Origin of the sequence: Chitinolyticbacter albus (genome assembly GCF_024437655.1) — a bacterium.
GTDB classification, from domain to species: Bacteria; Pseudomonadota; Gammaproteobacteria; order Burkholderiales; family Chitinibacteraceae; genus Chitinolyticbacter; species Chitinolyticbacter albus.
Window position 1 is genome coordinate 83,757 of record NZ_JANBVF010000009.1, and the last position, 16,283, is coordinate 100,039.

General features: G+C 53.6%; 12 protein-coding genes. All 12 read right to left on the reverse strand.

The window, feature by feature from the left end:
* Position 1: 1 nt before the first annotated feature.
* A complete protein-coding gene (locus tag NLI84_RS07435; RefSeq protein ID WP_255989307.1) occupies positions 2-1,534 on the reverse strand; it encodes a lipopolysaccharide biosynthesis protein in 1,533 nt (510 codons plus the stop codon).
* Complete coding sequence (locus tag NLI84_RS07440; protein WP_255989308.1) at positions 1,527-3,044, reverse strand: hypothetical protein; 1,518 nt, start codon at positions 3,042-3,044, stop codon at positions 1,527-1,529. The genes NLI84_RS07435 and NLI84_RS07440 overlap by 8 nt, the downstream gene beginning before the upstream one ends.
* A complete protein-coding gene (epsI, locus tag NLI84_RS07445) occupies positions 3,045-3,719 on the reverse strand; it encodes an exosortase-associated protein EpsI, B-type (protein ID WP_255989309.1) in 675 nt (224 codons plus the stop codon).
* A complete protein-coding gene (gene xrtB, locus NLI84_RS07450; RefSeq protein ID WP_255989310.1) occupies positions 3,700-4,593 on the reverse strand; it encodes an exosortase B in 894 nt (297 codons plus the stop codon). The genes epsI and xrtB overlap by 20 nt, the downstream gene beginning before the upstream one ends.
* On the reverse strand, positions 4,580-5,446 hold the full coding sequence (locus tag NLI84_RS07455) for a polysaccharide biosynthesis tyrosine autokinase (RefSeq protein ID WP_255989312.1): 867 nt from the start codon (positions 5,444-5,446) through the stop codon (positions 4,580-4,582). Before NLI84_RS07455 ends, xrtB begins: the two co-directional genes overlap by 14 nt.
* Before the next feature lie 12 nt (positions 5,447-5,458).
* Positions 5,459-6,826, reverse strand: coding sequence for a chain length determinant protein EpsF (gene epsF / locus NLI84_RS07460; protein WP_255989313.1), 1,368 nt, complete (start codon positions 6,824-6,826; stop codon positions 5,459-5,461).
* A 13-nt stretch (positions 6,827-6,839) separates the two neighbouring features.
* On the reverse strand, positions 6,840-7,637 hold the full coding sequence (locus tag NLI84_RS07465; protein WP_255989314.1) for an SLBB domain-containing protein: 798 nt from the start codon (positions 7,635-7,637) through the stop codon (positions 6,840-6,842).
* 33 nt (positions 7,638-7,670) lie between these two features.
* A complete protein-coding gene (locus tag NLI84_RS07470; RefSeq protein WP_255989315.1) occupies positions 7,671-8,579 on the reverse strand; it encodes an EpsD family peptidyl-prolyl cis-trans isomerase in 909 nt (302 codons plus the stop codon).
* 4 nt (positions 8,580-8,583) lie between these two features.
* Positions 8,584-10,065 (reverse strand): undecaprenyl-phosphate glucose phosphotransferase, encoded by a 1,482-nt coding sequence (locus tag NLI84_RS07475; RefSeq protein WP_255989316.1) that lies wholly within the window; start codon positions 10,063-10,065, stop codon positions 8,584-8,586.
* Between the two features lie 96 nt (positions 10,066-10,161).
* Positions 10,162-11,298, reverse strand: a complete 1,137-nt coding sequence (locus NLI84_RS07480) for a porin family protein (RefSeq protein ID WP_255989317.1) — start codon at positions 11,296-11,298, stop codon at positions 10,162-10,164.
* A gap of 1,029 nt (positions 11,299-12,327) precedes the next feature.
* Entirely contained in the window at positions 12,328-14,271 is a 1,944-nt protein-coding gene (gene rpoD, locus NLI84_RS07485) for an RNA polymerase sigma factor RpoD (protein WP_255989318.1), read from the reverse strand.
* 82 nt (positions 14,272-14,353) lie between these two features.
* Positions 14,354-16,237: a DNA primase gene (gene dnaG, locus NLI84_RS07490; protein WP_255989320.1), complete on the reverse strand. Its 1,884-nt coding sequence runs from the start codon at positions 16,235-16,237 to the stop codon at positions 14,354-14,356.
* Between the last annotated feature and the right edge of the window lie 46 nt (positions 16,238-16,283).

Below are 16,283 nucleotides of genomic sequence, written 5' to 3' on the forward strand. Positions count from 1 at the left end.
TTTACCAAATAAAAAATTTAGATAGTTTTTTAGGCAAAGAAGATCGGATCCATTCCCTTTCCTGCGCAGAAAACGGTTTGAAGAAACTTGTTATGATGAGACAAGCAATTGCGGCAATAGATCCAGCCATTAATAACCCAAAAATCGAATGATTAGCTAGGACAATGGGGTAGGCTAGTCCTATACCGGTGATGCAACCAGTTACCATTAAAAGAAGCCGCTTGATATCAACGTACAAGTGAAATCCGGCACGGCGAAGCAGTACGATACAGACCGTTGACCAAAAAAATTCACTCAAAACAGCACCGATAGCAAAGCCGATCACACCCCATTGCGCTGCCAAGCCTAGGCCGATAACAAGCCCCAAGCTGGCACTTGCCGTCGACGCGATACTTACTTTTGGCGACCCCATCGATAAATTGATCAAGCCCAGCACTTGATGCACACATTGCATAGATAACGTCAGCAAGCAAACCAGAAACAAGATCCCCACTCCATGGAATTTTCCATGGCTTAACATATTCAATAACGGCTCACCGACATAAAACACGAATGCCACCACTGGGAAGAGCGTGAAATAATTCATTTTGAGTACGAAATTGAACATTTCGCTTAATACTTTCGGATCCTTGCGCTGCTCATATCTCGCCACGAACACAGGACGAACGACACCAAGCAACAAAAATCCTGGCAAATAGTTTTTCACCATATCCGCAATGGATTGTGCGAAACCAAAGTAAGCCGCTTGAATTACTCCCAGAAATTTCGCCACCAACAGCTTCAAGATGTTGTTGCCATAAATTTGGCCCAACACCTGATTAAAGTAAAATTGAAAGCACACTCTCAATACGCGCCACAAATCAAGCCCGCCATGCCTCTCTTCTTTTTTTGAAGCAGGAAATCGTTTTACACCACGGATCAAAACAATGCTGCCATAGCAGCAACCGGTAAGTGTTGCAAGTAGATCTACTTGAAACACGAGCGCCAGGCTTGCTTGATCGACCATCAACACCAATGCCAAATAGGCCGCCATTCTTGCCAGTGAACGAATTAGAAAGACGATCTGCGATGCGCCTTGCCACATCAATGCTGGAAAAACCTCGACAAAATAGCGCATCTGGATTTCAAACACCAAAAGCACCGCTAGCAGACTGGCATATTTTTGCAGCTCTCTTGCGCCGAAATACTCCGCGACCCAGGAGAAAACAGCATAAACGGCAACGGCATATATCAAGGAAAAAGCCATTCTCAACGCCGAGGAGAAAATCAGAGCTTTCCGAAGAAAACGATATTGCCCCGCAACCGCCAGTTCGGTTACATATTTCTGAGCGAAAGTCGACAAACCGAAGCCGCTCAGCAGATACGATATTTCAACAATTGCGAAGTAGGCTACATAAATGCCATATTCTGCAGGCGCCACAAGCTTGACGAGTAACGATAAGGCCAAGAACGTCGAAAGCGCGGAGACTCCTTTTCCAAGGACGAACGATTTGACGCCGCGCTTTGCACTAGCGGCACCGAACATATTACTCATTTCTGTTCCGATAGAATTTATAAGCAACCAAAACGTAGCTTGCGAGGAGTACGTAAAAAACCTGTGAAACCGGCAACTCAGTCATATCCCGATTGTATATTGTCATTGGTACTGCAAAAAATAGCGCCGCGGACGAGGCACGCAGCCATGCTTTATCCCGACCTAGGGTTTGTGGCCAATTTGCCACCCTTTTTGCGAGCAGGGCCGTGGCAAGAAAAAAAGCGAATATGAGTAGGGCGCCAACAACCCCGACCTCCCATAACAGGACTGCAACTGAATTTCGCCCCGGGCGGTACAACGGGTAATATCGCGCCGCGATCTGCCCAACCATGGTTTTTCCGGTTTTTACTGCCCCAACACCGAATCCAAAAAATGTTCTGCCCACGTCGATCTTGCTCGCCTCCTGCCACCAAAAAACGAGCGCAGCAACTCGGCCAATTTCCCCAGTTTCGTAATTTATAATTTTAGGATCAACCGTAAGCTCTACTGTGCGCTCAATATAAGACCCTAGATCACGCTGACTACTATTCTCCCCAAACTGCTTGAAGTATGCATAGGCCCCTGCCCACAATACAGCGATCAACAACAACGTTGCGCCCATGAATAAAATCGGTCTTTTGAACAACACATCCCAGTAAAGATAAATACCCATAAATGGCAGAAGAATGAAGGCCACTTTGACTTCAGCAAAGCCAATTGCCGCGAGCGTGGAAATGGCGATGAAGACCACACTCCGAAAAGAGATAACTTTTTTCTGGAAGAGCTCAATCACCCCGAAAAAACCAAACAGCATAAAATATGCCATCATGCCGCTAGCACCACCTCCGTTTGGGTCGCCTCCGAACATGCCAACGACGGAGTCCCATTTAATGCCAGTGGTGCGCTTTGGCACAACAAATAGAACTTGGTATGCCACAAAGGGTAGCTGGGCAAGCATGAATACCGGTATACAGCGAAGCAATCGGTCAAAAACTGCCATGTCCATTTGCGTGAGCAATAGGAAAAAGAACAGGGAGTAGTACCAAAGATAGTCTTTAGATCCAAGAAATAGTTGCCAGCCGCTTTGCCAGGAATAAAGGGAAGAAAACAAACCCCACCCAAGGAATAACAAAATCAATAGGGAGGCAAAAGGCAATCTGTTATTTTGGTAGTTGGCAGGGCTTACCAATTCAATGAAAACACGAAGATACAACACGAGGCAAACAACCGCCGGCAACCATATTGCCTGGTCTATTCGCAAAAAATAGAGCGCTTGCCCCAACACCACAAATGCAAGAATGGTTACTAAATATACGAGCAACCGAGCAGGAAATACGAGCACAGCACAAACAGCAAGCATTCCGAAAAAAATCGCCGCTGCCTTAACTCCCCCAACAGCAATACCAAGCCCAATAAAAAACGCGAAAGCAGATACCGCAACGATGAGCAACAAGCGCTTTATCAGCGCCCACCATGCCGGGACGTTACCAGCATTTAGCAATCGTTCGACGATGGTGGTCGATATTTCCAATCAGACACCCCCAGCCAAAAGAGAGGTTGATTTCGGACCGATGTAATCGAACAGCTGCTCTACAAACTGCGCTTGAATATCATACTCGGCATTCGATTCATTGCCGATCGTTGACACCCGAAAAATCAACCCATCAGGAATAATCCCCCGAAGGCCGTACTTAATTTGCTCATATTTTGAATCTCTACCACCAAGCGTATTTTTCTCCCCTAACAAGGTCCAATAGGTAACTGGTTCAATTCTTTCATTTATTTGTGCAACAAGACGGGTTACGCGAATATTTTTAGGCCCAATTGCTAAAACCCCTTCCTTCCGTGAAGAGATAGTAAATCCTTGGGCTGGGTAGCACGCTTCAGGGCGGTGCATACCCATTCCATCGCGCTGATCTTCCCCGTATGCAACAGAAAGCATAACGCGCTGCCCTTGAGCATTCACATACGTACGACTCACTAGTTGGTTATAAATCCTATCCAATCCAGCTTGTGCTTCCGGCGATATCTCTATAACCGACTGGCCAGGAAGTTCACGCCAAGTACCAAATTCACTTGGAATGATATTCTGAATATTGACGGCCCGCGATTGAGAAAGCATCGTTGCCGGCTTCATTGCAATAGCCGCAAGAGCGGATGCCAACATCACTGCAGCAATCAAATAATTAAGCAAAGGCTTGTTCATTTTGTCCCATTGATTTCTTTAAAAAAAGGCCCAAAAATTTGTCCAATGCAAAAATTGCAACGAGTGCCACGGCAAACAAAAGAATCCCCGCGAAATCGTGTGCAAAGCCCTGACCTGCTTCAGCACCAAAGTGATAAGTGAGCAAAATCAACGCCATAACTCGTATGACATTGGCGGCAAAAGCAATTGGCAGTGCCGCAAACACCAGAATAGCATTTCGAAGCTTTCCACCATCACCCACCAAATAGGCGTACAAGCACCCGACGGTGAGAAGGCTGAACATTGAATTGAGCCCCGAGCAAGCATCTGCAACCAATAGTTGATATTGCCCTACACTTAGCACAACACCGGTTCTTGCGATAGGATATCCAGCGTTGTACAAAATCATCTCAGCGACCGCTGATACTTGATTTTTTAACGCACCCGTTAGCAGATCTACAACCGCACTGGGTAACGGGATCAGAAAAACGATGAAAAACAAGGGGAACCAATAGAATCGAACCGCGCGCCAGCCTCTATCAATGAGGATCAGTGAAATTAGTATGGAAATGAATGCGCCAACTTCCAGCATCACAATATCTTGAGATCGACCAAGTACATAAGCAGCTAGAGTAGGAATCAACAACAAAAAAGCCAGGCCGTAGTGTGGTTTCTTGTCAATAGCTTCGTAAGCACTCCACTTCTGCCAAAACATCCAAGCCAATAATGCAAGTAATGCAAAGCTATGGGCATGCTCCGTTTCTTGCCAAAGCCCTGTTGAGAGCGAATATATTGTTGGCAATAGAAGTGAAAACAGTCCAACTAGCAGAGGTAGCCGCTCTCGTAACATATGCCCCATCTCCCACCCAGTATGCTGCATATCAACGACCTTCATTCAAGACACATCCAATGACTAAACTTCTTGCTGCTGCCAGCTGTGTTTTGACGTTCTGTAAAGCCTTTATACTACTCTTGCCTTGTTTTGCCACGAGTAGAACACCCGGCACATGAACAGCAAGTAATTGCGCGTCTGCAATATCTGCCAGTGGATGAACATCATATAAGACGATATCGTATTTCGAGCCCAAATCAGCCACCAAGGTAGAAACACCTTGCTTAGAGAGCAACTCTTGAGGGTTGGGTGCAGGGCTTCCAGCAGCAAGCAAATACAAATTGCGCAGCTCACCAATCTGGTGAATGACCGATGATGTGGCTCTTCCAGCCAGGATATCGCTCAAGCCCAAGCGGTTTTCTATACCAAAAAGGGTGTGCTGTGTCGGCTGACGTAGATTTGCATCAACAATCAAGGTGCGCTTTCCTAACTGGGAAAACAATACCGCAAGATTGGCTAATAAAAGTGATGCTCCACAGTCACGATCATGGGCAACCAACATGAGTGAAGTGTTTCCTAGTGAAGTCCATTTCAATATCAACTGGCTTCGTAAGCTACGGAGGGATTCGACTTGTACGCTAAACGGATTGTGCGCTGCAAGCAGCTCTTCACTGATATTTGCTGAACCAAGCTGCAAGTAAGGGTATGAAAATTGTGACGATACCGCATGCAACAAATCCTGCTCTGAAATAAAACCAAGCTTAACCAGTGCTTCGCCGAATCGAACGGACTCTTTTTTTTGAAACACCAGCGCCTGCTCAGCCTGCATGGGGTTGATTTTTCCCTGGCTCAACAATACGCTTCCTAATTTACGTGTATTGTCCTCATCTACTTCTTTAAGATCCAAAATATTCATAGCTCTAGCCTCTTAAGCCTTAACCAACTCGGATGCCACCCTCGCAGGGCGCTGAGCAGAAATAGCCGCCAAGACAGGCAAATCCAATATCTGCTCCAAGTCGGCAGCGGAACGGACTTTCCGATCAAGTAGCTCCTTGACCAGAGCGACAACGACACCTAGTACTGCACCGACAAAAATGGCAAGTATTAGATTGAGCAGTGTATTGGGGCTGGAATGTGTCGCCGGCTCAATCGCACTCTTCAGCACCAAAACATTGGTCTGACTAGACTGGCTTTCGAGCGCAGTTTGAGAAAGACGTTGCAATGCTGCGTCGTATGTCCTCTGTGCGCTCTCAACTTCACCTTGAAGTACTCCAAGACGTGCGCGTTGTGTTTTAAGCTGCAAGACTCTTTGCTTCTGCGCCTCTAGTTCACTCCCCAGGCTGGATTGTCGGCTGTTCGCGTTACGCGCTGCGGTATTTAGTCCTCCCGCATATTGTGCGAGCAAGGAAGTTAACTCCTTTTTGCTTGCCTCCAGTTGCGCGCTTGCCTGCAAATATCGCGGATGATTAGGTCCATCCTTTTCTGAAATTTGACGCAAGGCCACTTCCAGTTGCACGACTTGCGCACGCTGCTGCTGAACAGCCGGATTATTGAGTACATCCGGTGCACCTTCCCCCCCCAGGGTCCGCGACCTTGCATCTACGGTCGCTCCTTGCATAGCCGCGAGCTGAGCACTCAGTTCATTGAGCCGCTGTGTTTCTATGTCTAGCCGCTCATCATTTGCCACGATACCTTGAGATTGCTGATATTCCGAAAGCACCTGTTGAGCATCTTCAAGTTTCTTCTTCAAACCTTTCAGCTGCACCTCAAAGAACTTATAGTTCTGTGCGGCAGCGCTCATTTTCATATCCGCGATATTTTGGATATAAGCCTTCGTAAAACTGTTAGTGATTTCGGCCGCAAAAGCTGGGCTACCCGCATCATATTGCAGCGTTATGACGTTACTATCTCGACTTGGTTGCACCGACAATTTTTTGAGTAACGAAGCGGCTACCCAATTTCGGAGATCCCCCTTGCCATCTGTCGATTGACGCCATTGTTCCTGAATCTCTGCAGACTCGGCCAGTCCGTTCATCTCAACTACTTTAAGTGCGGTGCTGTAGCTTTGAATAATGTCAACCTGGGTAGTCATAAAACTCGGCGCAAGGTAACCTTGCACCGGCATACCACTTACTGGATCAGTGGCTTTTACATCCAAAGCAATTTCAGCATCGGCCGTATATTGCTTCGGCAAAATAAGAGTCACTGCCAATGCACTGACTACTACACATACGAATACCAGGATAGCCCAATACCGTCTGGCCCAGACAATCGACAAGAATTGAGAAAGCTCCATTTTCTATATCACCTCAAAATAAGCTTTCTTCGATATAAATCGTATCATTGACATGAACGGCATCAGTCAGGCTCAAAGCGACTTTCTCCTGTCCCTCGGCGGTCCCTGCACGAAATACGTTGATATTCTTATGGCTGGCACGGGGATTGAATCCGCCAGCTACAGAAATGGCCTGCATGACGGTCATGCCTCGCTCAAGACGATAGTTTCCGGGGCGATTCACTTCCCCATATACATAAAATTGCTGCGCGCGAGGCACATAGAGCACATCCCCGTTTGCCACAGGAATACCCAACTGAAGCTCCCCTCCTTCTGCAGCAAGCTCAGACAAGCGAAACTCCTTGCGTTTTCTTTGAGATACGAGAATTACCGTATCGCCGCCATTTACGCTAATTCCACCAGCCTGAGCAATTGCTGCTACAAGATCAGTCGGACTATCCAACATGTATCGCCCAGGACGATTCACTTCACCAACAACTGCTATACGTTGACTTTTATACTGCAAAATAAATACGTTAACGTTAGGCTTCAGGATAAAGCCGCCTTTTTGCAGCTTATCCGATATCTGCTTCGCTGCCGAATCGAACGTTTTACCTTGAAGATTGACCGAACCGATTAATGGGAATGACAAATCACCTTCCGAAGTTAATTGTGCTTCCGTATCAAGATCGGGATGATCGTATACGGTTACTCTTACGACATCGCCAGGACCAAGCAGATATTTATTCTCATTCAAATCATAATTCTGCGTTTCGGCCATCGATACCAAAGGCATCAGCAACAGCGCTACCATCCAAAGAATTTTCATCATTGGGCTTTACCTTGCATCAGTAAATATTGATTTTTACAATTTCTTTGCATGCGACTGCTCAGGTGCTTTCTGCTCAACCTTTTTAGTCGATGCAAAATCCTGTAGATATTCGACTTTAGCGGCGGCTCTCAGGTTGGCCATACCTTGCTTTGCCTTGTTTTGCCGCTCCATATTCACGAGGTAGGTTTGAATAAATGGCTTTGCTTCTTCGGCATTCATTGGAGCAGGCGTTGTTCCATCATTCAACAACAGCAATGTGCCTCCGTTCTCTGGAATAGCAATCACGTCTCCTTGATGTGAGGTTGCGATTTTATCGAGCATGGGTAGCGGCAACTGTTCTGCCGTGCGCCGAATATCCGCAGATTTAAATTCCATGCCAGCGTTAGTGAGCACGTTGGCGACCTCATCAGCGGAATGAGCATTGTCCAAGCCCTCCGCCACACCCGATGGAATTGCAGGACCACGTACGCTAAATGCCTTGAATTGATAGATCTTCCGTTCAGAAAAAAGAGCAGGATTGCTCTGGTAGAACGCGGCTATTTCTTGTTCGCTCGGCGTGGCTTTTTTTACCAGGTAACGTTCCGCTGCGGCTTGTGCTAACACTTGTCGCTTCGATTGCTCAATCGCCTGCAGTACGGTGGGATCTCGATCCAGCTTCAGGTCGACTGCCTTTTGAACCAACAATTCTTGATCCACCAATTGCTCCAGGGCAGAACGCTTCAACGCTTGCTCATCTGCGCCTTCTGGCTTGCCGCGTTGAGATAAAACATGGTTGAGCTGCAATCCGGTGATTTCGGTGTCGTTGACCTTAGCGAGGACTTGGCTTGGCGAGCTGGGTCGATCGCCGCCGCAAGCAGTGAGTAGTGCAAGGAGGATCAGAGCGGCGAAGCCGTTTGCGGAGTGATGCTGGGGCATGGCGTAGTGTCCGTAGAATAAAGGCATGGGCTTAATAGGCGTGCTTGTCGCGCAACATCGATGTTGCTGTCTGCAGCACGATCTTGAGATCGAGCCAGAACGACCAGTTGCGCAGGTAGTCCAGATCGAATTCGATACGGCGTTGCATCTTGTCGATGGTGTCGGTCTCGCCGCGGCAACCATTGACCTGGGCCCAGCCAGTGATGCCCGGCTTGACCTTGTGCCGGATCATGTAGCCGGGGATGAGCTTGCGGTACATCTCGTTGTGGGCGTTGGCGTGCGGGCGCGGGCCGACGATGCTCATCTTGCCTTCGAGCACGTTGATGAACTGCGGCAGCTCGTCGAGCGAGGTCTTGCGGATGAAGCCACCGATGGGCGAGAGGCGCTGGTCATTCTTGGTCGCCTGGGTGACCTTGTCGCCGTCTTCCATCACTGTCATCGAGCGGAACTTGTAGACGAGGATGCTCTCGCCGTCAGCGCCGTAACGACGCTGCTTGAACAGGATGGGACCAGGCGAGGTGAACTTCACCGCCAGTGCAACGCCCAGCATGATGGGCCAGATCAGCGTGAGGATGCCAAGCGCCAGCACGATATCGGACAGGCGTTTGACGATGCCGGCCATGCCCACGAAGGGGCTTTCGCACACCGCCACCACCGGAATGCCCGCCACATGGTCAAAGCGCGCCTGGATCAGGTCGCACACGAAGAAATCGGGCAGGAAGTAGATCGATACCGTGCTGTCCTTCAGGTCTTCCAACAGCGCGAGCACTCGGGGTTGCGAGGTCATCGGCAGCGATAGATAGATCTGCTGCACATTGTGTTCTCGTGCATAGGCAGCCAGCTGGTCAAGGCGCCCCAGCAGCGATTGCTGGTCCACCCCATCCAGCCGGTCAAGGCTGCGATCGTCGAAGTAACCGAGAAATTCCAGCTTGAGCTCGGGCGTGCCGAGTATCTTGCGCGCCAGCGCCTGCCCAGCCTGGTTGGCCCCGACGACGACGGCCCGGCGCTTCGCGACGAGATCGCCCCGCCGATTGAGCAGCAGGACGCGAAACAGCAGGTGGACGGCGAGCAGCGTCAACGGCGCCACCACCACCCAGGCCAGCATGAACGGAGGATACAGATAAGCATTGAAACCGGAAAATCGACCCAACAGCCACAGCGCGCCTACCACGCATAGCCAGCCCACGACGAAGCGCCCTACACCCATCAGCGGCCGGCTGATGCCCGGCACGAACAAGAAGGAGCCGTCGAGCAACAGCGACGTGAGCAGGAAAGCCAGCGCCGCCCACAGCAACAGATAGCCGTTCCAGCTCACCTCGAACGGGATGGCCAGAAAGTAGAACACGGCCACTACGACGACCGGGTCGAGGAAGGTCTTGCAGAAGCTGACGATGGGCGCGGCGTTGGCCAGCTGGCCGAAACGCTGATTCCCGCCCGCCAGCTGCGCCACGCCCGGCTGCAGCGGTACCGGCAAGCTGCCAGCCGGCAAGATCAAGTCGGCATTTGCATTCATATCAGTTCACCTTTGCGGAACCCGGTCTTTGTGGGAACCGGGAAGACCGGGGCGCTGTGGAACCCGGGGTAAGGTTCCATCGCCCCACGCGTTCATTCAAAACCGTCCGATCAGGCTCGCGCCGTACATCGTGCTGTCGTAATCCTGGGTCGACAGCTCCGCTTCGCGGCTTTGCCATTGCACGTAGGCCCGGGCTGTTACGGCACGGTGAAACTGGTAATCCACCACGCTACGGAAAAACAGGGTTTCATCGTCAAATCCGCCTAAACCGCTACGCGCGGCACTGCGCTTGTCGTAGCGACCCGCCAGTAGCACGGTCACCTTGCTGGTCGCATCGAACGTTGCATTGAGCTGGTAGCGATCAATCACCCGACGCACCAGGTTCTGCCCCGGATCGTCGAAACTGCGCGACAGCGCCAAGTCGAAATCCAATCGCTCGCTGAGCTGCCAGCTTGCATTCACCGCGCCCACGAAATTGTTGCTGGCATTGCCACCTTCAAAGCGCTGCCAATTCACCCAGCCGAAGCTGCCACCCAACTCGGTCAAGCCCGTCACCGGCCAGCGCCAGATCAGATCCGCGCCATGCTGGCGATAGCCTCGCCGCGTCGCCATCTGCCCAAGCAGGCCTCGCCGGTACTCCAGCTCGGCGTAGTTCGCCTGTACGCCGAATTCGCTGCCCTTGCCCGTGCGGACCGTCGTTCCCAACGTCCAGCGCGTCTCGTCGTAATCCAGATCGGTGCGCAGATCGTGCCGCTCCCCGGTCACGGTCACGCCGCCGCTCACCACCCAGTTGCTGACGAGGCGCCAGTCGGCGCGCGCTTCGCCGGTGCGGTTGCGATACATGTCGACTACGCCGCGCGCGACATCCTCGAACGAGGACAGCGTCTCCAGATCGCTGTAGCGCAACATGCCGGACCAATCGTTGCCCAGCTGCCAATTCCAGCCCGCCTCACCGCTCCAGCCGGTGTAATTCAGATCGTCGTAATGCAGGTACATCGGGGCCCAGACCTCGGCGTCGACATACAGCGTCTGCCTGGAAACCGGCAATCGGCCATGTAACGACATGCGCGGCTCGATCACCGTATCGCTGCGCTGGTCATCGCCCAGCCGGCCGACCGGGTCCACCCCGTCGCTCAGCCGAAACAGGTTGTCGTCGTGCCGAACACCCAGCTGCGCCTCGAGCACCAGCGGGTCGGTCGGGTCGTACGCGGCCCACACCGGGAGCACCAGCATCCCCAGCAAGACTGCGTCCCGGCACGGTTTCAGCATGCAAAAAGACTCACTAAATTACATCCTTAGAAATATTAGTTGAATTGTTTCAAATATATCTGCCAGCGTCAATTAACGACCAGAGGATTATGTCGCAGCGCAGCAAATACAACGATGAAAGCGCATCATTTTTACTGTCTGATGACGTGTTGGCTATGTCATCCATCACCAACCGGCTGCCGCTTGACCAAAATCAAACATAAATCATTGTTTACGTGAACAAAATGAACATAACGTGAAAAAATCACGTTGCAATCCAGCCCCCACTTCTTGTTCGGCAAAATTGTTGCACTACAAAATAAAATAATTAAAATCTAATATTAAGACCATAAAAACCATCACTTACTAATAATTACATCGCTTACAAAACAAAATTATATCGGACAATCGTAGCCCTTTCACCACCGAGCGGTCGTAAGCTTCTCTTCGGGCCGGCCGCACGACGCCAATCGACCGATCGCCGGTCAGCCGGCAACACGCGGCATCGCCCGCGGCAAGGCCCAAACAGGTAGTCGAAGTGACGACGCTACATCGTCACAAGCGCGTGAATTTGTGGCATAGTCTCGCCCTCGGGCCTCTAGCTCATGTCGGTTAGAGCAGCGGACTCATTCGGAAAGAGTGACCTTCGCCAGAAATGGCGATTGAAAATCGGGTGAACTCAGGGAAACCTAAAGGCCGTTGGGCCCACGGCAATCCTGAGCCAAGCCGGGGCTACAGCTCCGGAAGGTGCAGAGACTAGCGGAGGGGTAGAGCCCCCTTAATCACCGCCTAGAGCGCCCGACATCTGACCGCGGCCACACGCCGGCGAAGATGGTGAGATAGTCCAAGGTGGCAGGGAAACCCGCCGTAACTTGAATCCGTTGGTGCCGAGTTCGACTCTCGGGGGGCCCACCAAGATCAAAAGCCCCGGCTGCTGCCGGGGCTTTTCGTTGTCCACCGCTCACGCGACAACAAAAAACCCGGCCGAAGCCGGGTTTTTTGCATCACATCCGATCACTGATCGTTGCTGACGCTTTCGAGGAAGCTCTTCAGCCGCTCCGACCGGGTCGGGTGGCGCAGCTTGCGCAGCGCCTTGGCCTCGATCTGGCGGATCCGCTCGCGGGTCACGTCGAACTGCTTGCCCACTTCTTCCAGCGTGTGGTCGGTGTTCATGTCGATACCGAAGCGCATGCGCAGCACCTTGGCCTCGCGCGGGGTGAGCGTGTCAAGGATTTCCTTGGTGGCTTCGCGCAGACCGGCGTACACGGCGGCGTCGGACGGCGCCATGTTGTTCTGGTCCTCGATAAAGTCGCCCAGATGCGAATCGTCGTCGTCGCCGATCGGTGTTTCCATCGAGATCGGTTCCTTGGCGATTTTGAGGATCTTGCGGATCTTCTCCTCAGGCATCTCCATCTTCTCGGACAACTCTTCCGGCGTCGCCTCCTGGCCAGTTTCCTGCAGTATCTGGCGCTGGATGCGGTTCATCTTGTTGATCGTTTCGATCATGTGCACCGGGATACGGATGGTGCGCGCCTGATCGGCGATCGAACGGGTGATAGCCTGACGGATCCACCAGGTCGCATAGGTCGAGAACTTGTAGCCGCGACGGTATTCGAACTTGTCCACCGCCTTCATCAGACCGATGTTGCCTTCCTGGATCAGATCGAGGAATTGCAGGCCGCGGTTGGTGTACTTCTTGGCGATCGAGATCACTAGGCGCAGGTTGGCCTCGATCATCTCGCGCTTGGCGCGGCGAGCCTTGGCTTCACCCGTCGACATCTGACGGTTGATCTCCTTGAGCTCCTTGATCGGCACCATGGCGCGCTCTTGCTGCTCGGCAAGCCGGCCCTGCTTTTCCATCACCGCATGCTGGTAACGCTCCAGCACGTCGGAATACTTGCGACCGGCAGCGATTTCCTCGACCACCCATTGCGTATCGGTCTCGCGCCCCGGGAAGGTCTTGATGAAATGGTCGCGCGGCATCTGCACCTTCTGCAGACAGATATCCATGATCTCGCGCTCGTAGCCACGGATCTCGTCGACCATGGTGCGCAGCTGGTCACACAGTGCCTCGACCTGGCGGGCCGAGAAGCGCACGAACTGGAACTGCTCGGCGATCATCTGCTGTGCCGCGACGTAGTGCTTGCTCTGCACGCCGTCCTTGGCCAGCGCCTTGAGCATGATGTCGAATTGCGCGCGGATCGGCGCGAAGTGCTCGCGCACTTGGCCTTTGAGCAGTTCGAGGTTGGCACTGGCTTGCGAGGCCGCATCGCCCTCTTCATCTTCCTCACCCGCCTCGCCGTCAGCCTCGAGCTCTTCCTCTTCGACGATTTCGGGCGCAGGCGCCTCCTCGACCGCGTTCGGATCGATGATGGCGTCAACCACTTCGTCGATACGGATTTCGTCGGCGAGCCCCTTGTCGACCAGTTCCAGAATGGTCTGGATCGTGGTCGGGCAAGCGGAAATCGCCTGGATCATGTGCTTGAGGCCTTCCTCGATCCGCTTGGCGATTTCGATCTCGCCTTCGCGGGTCAGGAGCTCCACCGTACCCATTTCGCGCATGTACATGCGCACCGGGTCGGTGGTGCGGCCGAATTCGGAATCGACCGAGGACAGCGCAGCTTCGGCCTCCTCGGCGGCATCGTCATCGGTAACGGCCGGTGTCGCGTCGGACATCAGCAGGTCTTCGGCATCGGGTGCCTCGTCATAGACCTGGATGCCCATATTGCTGATCATGCTGATCACGCCCTCGATCTGCTCGGCATCGAGCATGTCTTCGGGCAAGTGGTCGTTGATCTCAGCGTAGGTGAGGTAACCGCGCTCCTTGCCGAGCACGATCAGCAGTTTGAACTTGGCCTTGCGGGCTTCCGCGTCCAGTTTCTCGCCGCCCTCGCGCTTGGACTCCTTGAAGTCGGTGCGCTCTGCGTCTTCTTTGTCGAACTCGTGATCTGCCGCCATGTGTCTCGGGACTCAGAAAGATTCGGAAAAACCGAGGATTATATCAGATCGGTACGACCTATTACGGCCATTTAGATTCCGATCACCGATGAAATTTTTGTCGCTGCGCGTCGCGGACCAGGTCCTGGTATTCCTGCTTCTCGGCTTCGGTCAGCCCGCCATGCACGGCCCGATATTCGAGTTGCGCCTTGCGGTCCAGTGTAGTCGGTAGCGCCAGCGACTGCCCGACCACGGTCAGCGTCTGCTCGAACTCCCGCGCCAAGTCCGCGCGATCCATTTGAGCATTGCCGAACAGCCCGCTCGACTGCGCCGACAAGGCCAGCAATTGCTCGAATTCCACCTCGCCACGCCATAGCTCAACCAGCTGCATGCCCGAATCGAACTGCCCATAGTCGCGTGCCGCGCTCAGTACCGCACGTGCAAGCTTGGCCTTGCCCTCCGTCGGCCAGGCCAGCCATGCCGGCTCACCGGCCCGGGCAAGCGCCGGCTCGACCATCACCAGCTGCAGCAGGCGCTCGAATGGATCCTGGCGAACCTTAGCCGGCGCCAAGCGGGGCCGCTCGCGACGCCCGCCGCGCTTCCAAGGTTTGTCGCCCGGCCTCCAGTCGCCACGCTCGGCCTCACGCCACCCTTGCTCGACAGGCCGGGTTTCCTGTTGCTGCGCTTCGCCGGTTCGCCCTTCCAAGATTTGGTCGAGTTCGCTCAATTCCAAGCGGCACAATTGCCCCAGACGCTTTTTCAGCATCAACGCATAGGCGGGGGCCTTGACGCGCGAGAGCAGCGGCTTGGCCAGATGGATCAGCCGCGCGCGCCCTTCCTCGCTCTCGAGCTCCACCTGGCTCGCCAGTTCGCGCAGCAGGAACTGCGCAAGTGGCGTCGCTTCCTGCACCACCAGCTGCTCAAAACGCTCGCGGCCGAACTCCTGCACGTAGGAATCGGGGTCGTGCTCCTCGGGCAGGAACAAGAAGGTGAGTTTCTTGCCGTCGGCCAGGATATCGAGGCTGTTTTCCAGCGCGCGCCACGCGGCGCGGCGGCCCGCCTTGTCGCCGTCGAAGCAGAACACCACGTCGTCGGCGAGCTTGAGCAGCTTCTTCAGGTGCTCGGGCGTGCAGGCAGTGCCGAGGGTTGCCACCGCGTATTCGACGCCATGCTGCGCCAGCATCACCACGTCCATATAGCCTTCGACCACCAGCACCCGGCCGATGTCGCGGATCGCCGCGCGCGCCTGCGTGAGACCGTAGAGCTCACGCCCTTTTTCGAACACCGGCGTTTCCGGCGAGTTCAGATACTTGGGCTCACCCTGCCCCATCACCCGGCCACCGAAGCCAATCACCGCACCGCGCTGGTTCATGATGGGAAACATCACCCGGTCGCGAAAACGGTCATAGCGCCGCTTGCTGTCTTCCTTGTCGACGACGAGGCCGGCCTCGGCCAGCAGCTTGTTCCAGTCGTAGTCGGGAAACACCTTCTTCAGCGCCTGCCAGTCGTCGCCCCCCGGGGCGTGACCAAGGCCGAAGCGTGCCGCTGTGCGCCCTTCCAGCCCCCGCCCCTTCAAGTAGGCGATTGCCTGCGGTGCGGTTTTGAGCTGCTGCCGATAGAAATCACTGGCAAGCTTGAGTGTGTCGAGCACGCCGGGTTCCGTCCTGGGCGCGGACGGCACACCGCCCTGCTCTTCGGGCACCTGCACACCGACGATATCGGCCAGCTTGCGGATCGCTTCCGGGTAGGCCAGCCCTTCGTACTCCATCACGAAGCCGATGGCCGAGCCGTGCACGCCACAGCCAAAACAGTGATAAAACTGTTTGGTCGGGCTCACGGTGAACGAAGGCGATTTTTCCTTGTGAAACGGGCAGCAGGCGGCGTAGTTCTGCCCCGCTTTCTTCAGCGGCAGGTAGCGCTCTACCACGTCGACGATATCGACGCGATTGAGCAGATCCTGGATGAAGGAATCGGGGATACGTGCCATCTAGGGCCTGTCATCCGTTGTTTCACGACTGCGTTCTGGGCAGTTC

Excerpts from the sequence above, each read along its gene's own strand:
- NLI84_RS07435 (WP_255989307.1), bottom strand. The coding sequence starts at position 1,534 with ATGAGTAATATGTTCGGTGCCGCTAGTGCAAAGCGCGGCGTCAAATCG.
- epsI (WP_255989309.1), bottom strand. The coding sequence starts at position 3,719 with ATGAACAAGCCTTTGCTTAATTATTTGATTGCTGCAGTGATGTTGGCA.
- xrtB (WP_255989310.1), bottom strand. The coding sequence starts at position 4,593 with ATGAAGGTCGTTGATATGCAGCATACTGGGTGGGAGATGGGGCATATG.
- NLI84_RS07455 (WP_255989312.1), bottom strand. The coding sequence starts at position 5,446 with ATGAATATTTTGGATCTTAAAGAAGTAGATGAGGACAATACACGTAAA.
- epsF (WP_255989313.1), bottom strand. The coding sequence starts at position 6,826 with ATGGAGCTTTCTCAATTCTTGTCGATTGTCTGGGCCAGACGGTATTGG.
- NLI84_RS07465 (WP_255989314.1), bottom strand. The coding sequence starts at position 7,637 with ATGATGAAAATTCTTTGGATGGTAGCGCTGTTGCTGATGCCTTTGGTA.
- NLI84_RS07470 (WP_255989315.1), bottom strand. The coding sequence starts at position 8,579 with ATGCCTTTATTCTACGGACACTACGCCATGCCCCAGCATCACTCCGCA.
- NLI84_RS07475 (WP_255989316.1), bottom strand. The coding sequence starts at position 10,065 with ATGAATGCAAATGCCGACTTGATCTTGCCGGCTGGCAGCTTGCCGGTA.
- NLI84_RS07480 (WP_255989317.1), bottom strand. The coding sequence starts at position 11,298 with ATGCTGGTGCTCCCGGTGTGGGCCGCGTACGACCCGACCGACCCGCTG.
- rpoD (WP_255989318.1), bottom strand. The coding sequence starts at position 14,271 with ATGGCGGCAGATCACGAGTTCGACAAAGAAGACGCAGAGCGCACCGAC.
- dnaG (WP_255989320.1), bottom strand. The coding sequence starts at position 16,237 with ATGGCACGTATCCCCGATTCCTTCATCCAGGATCTGCTCAATCGCGTC.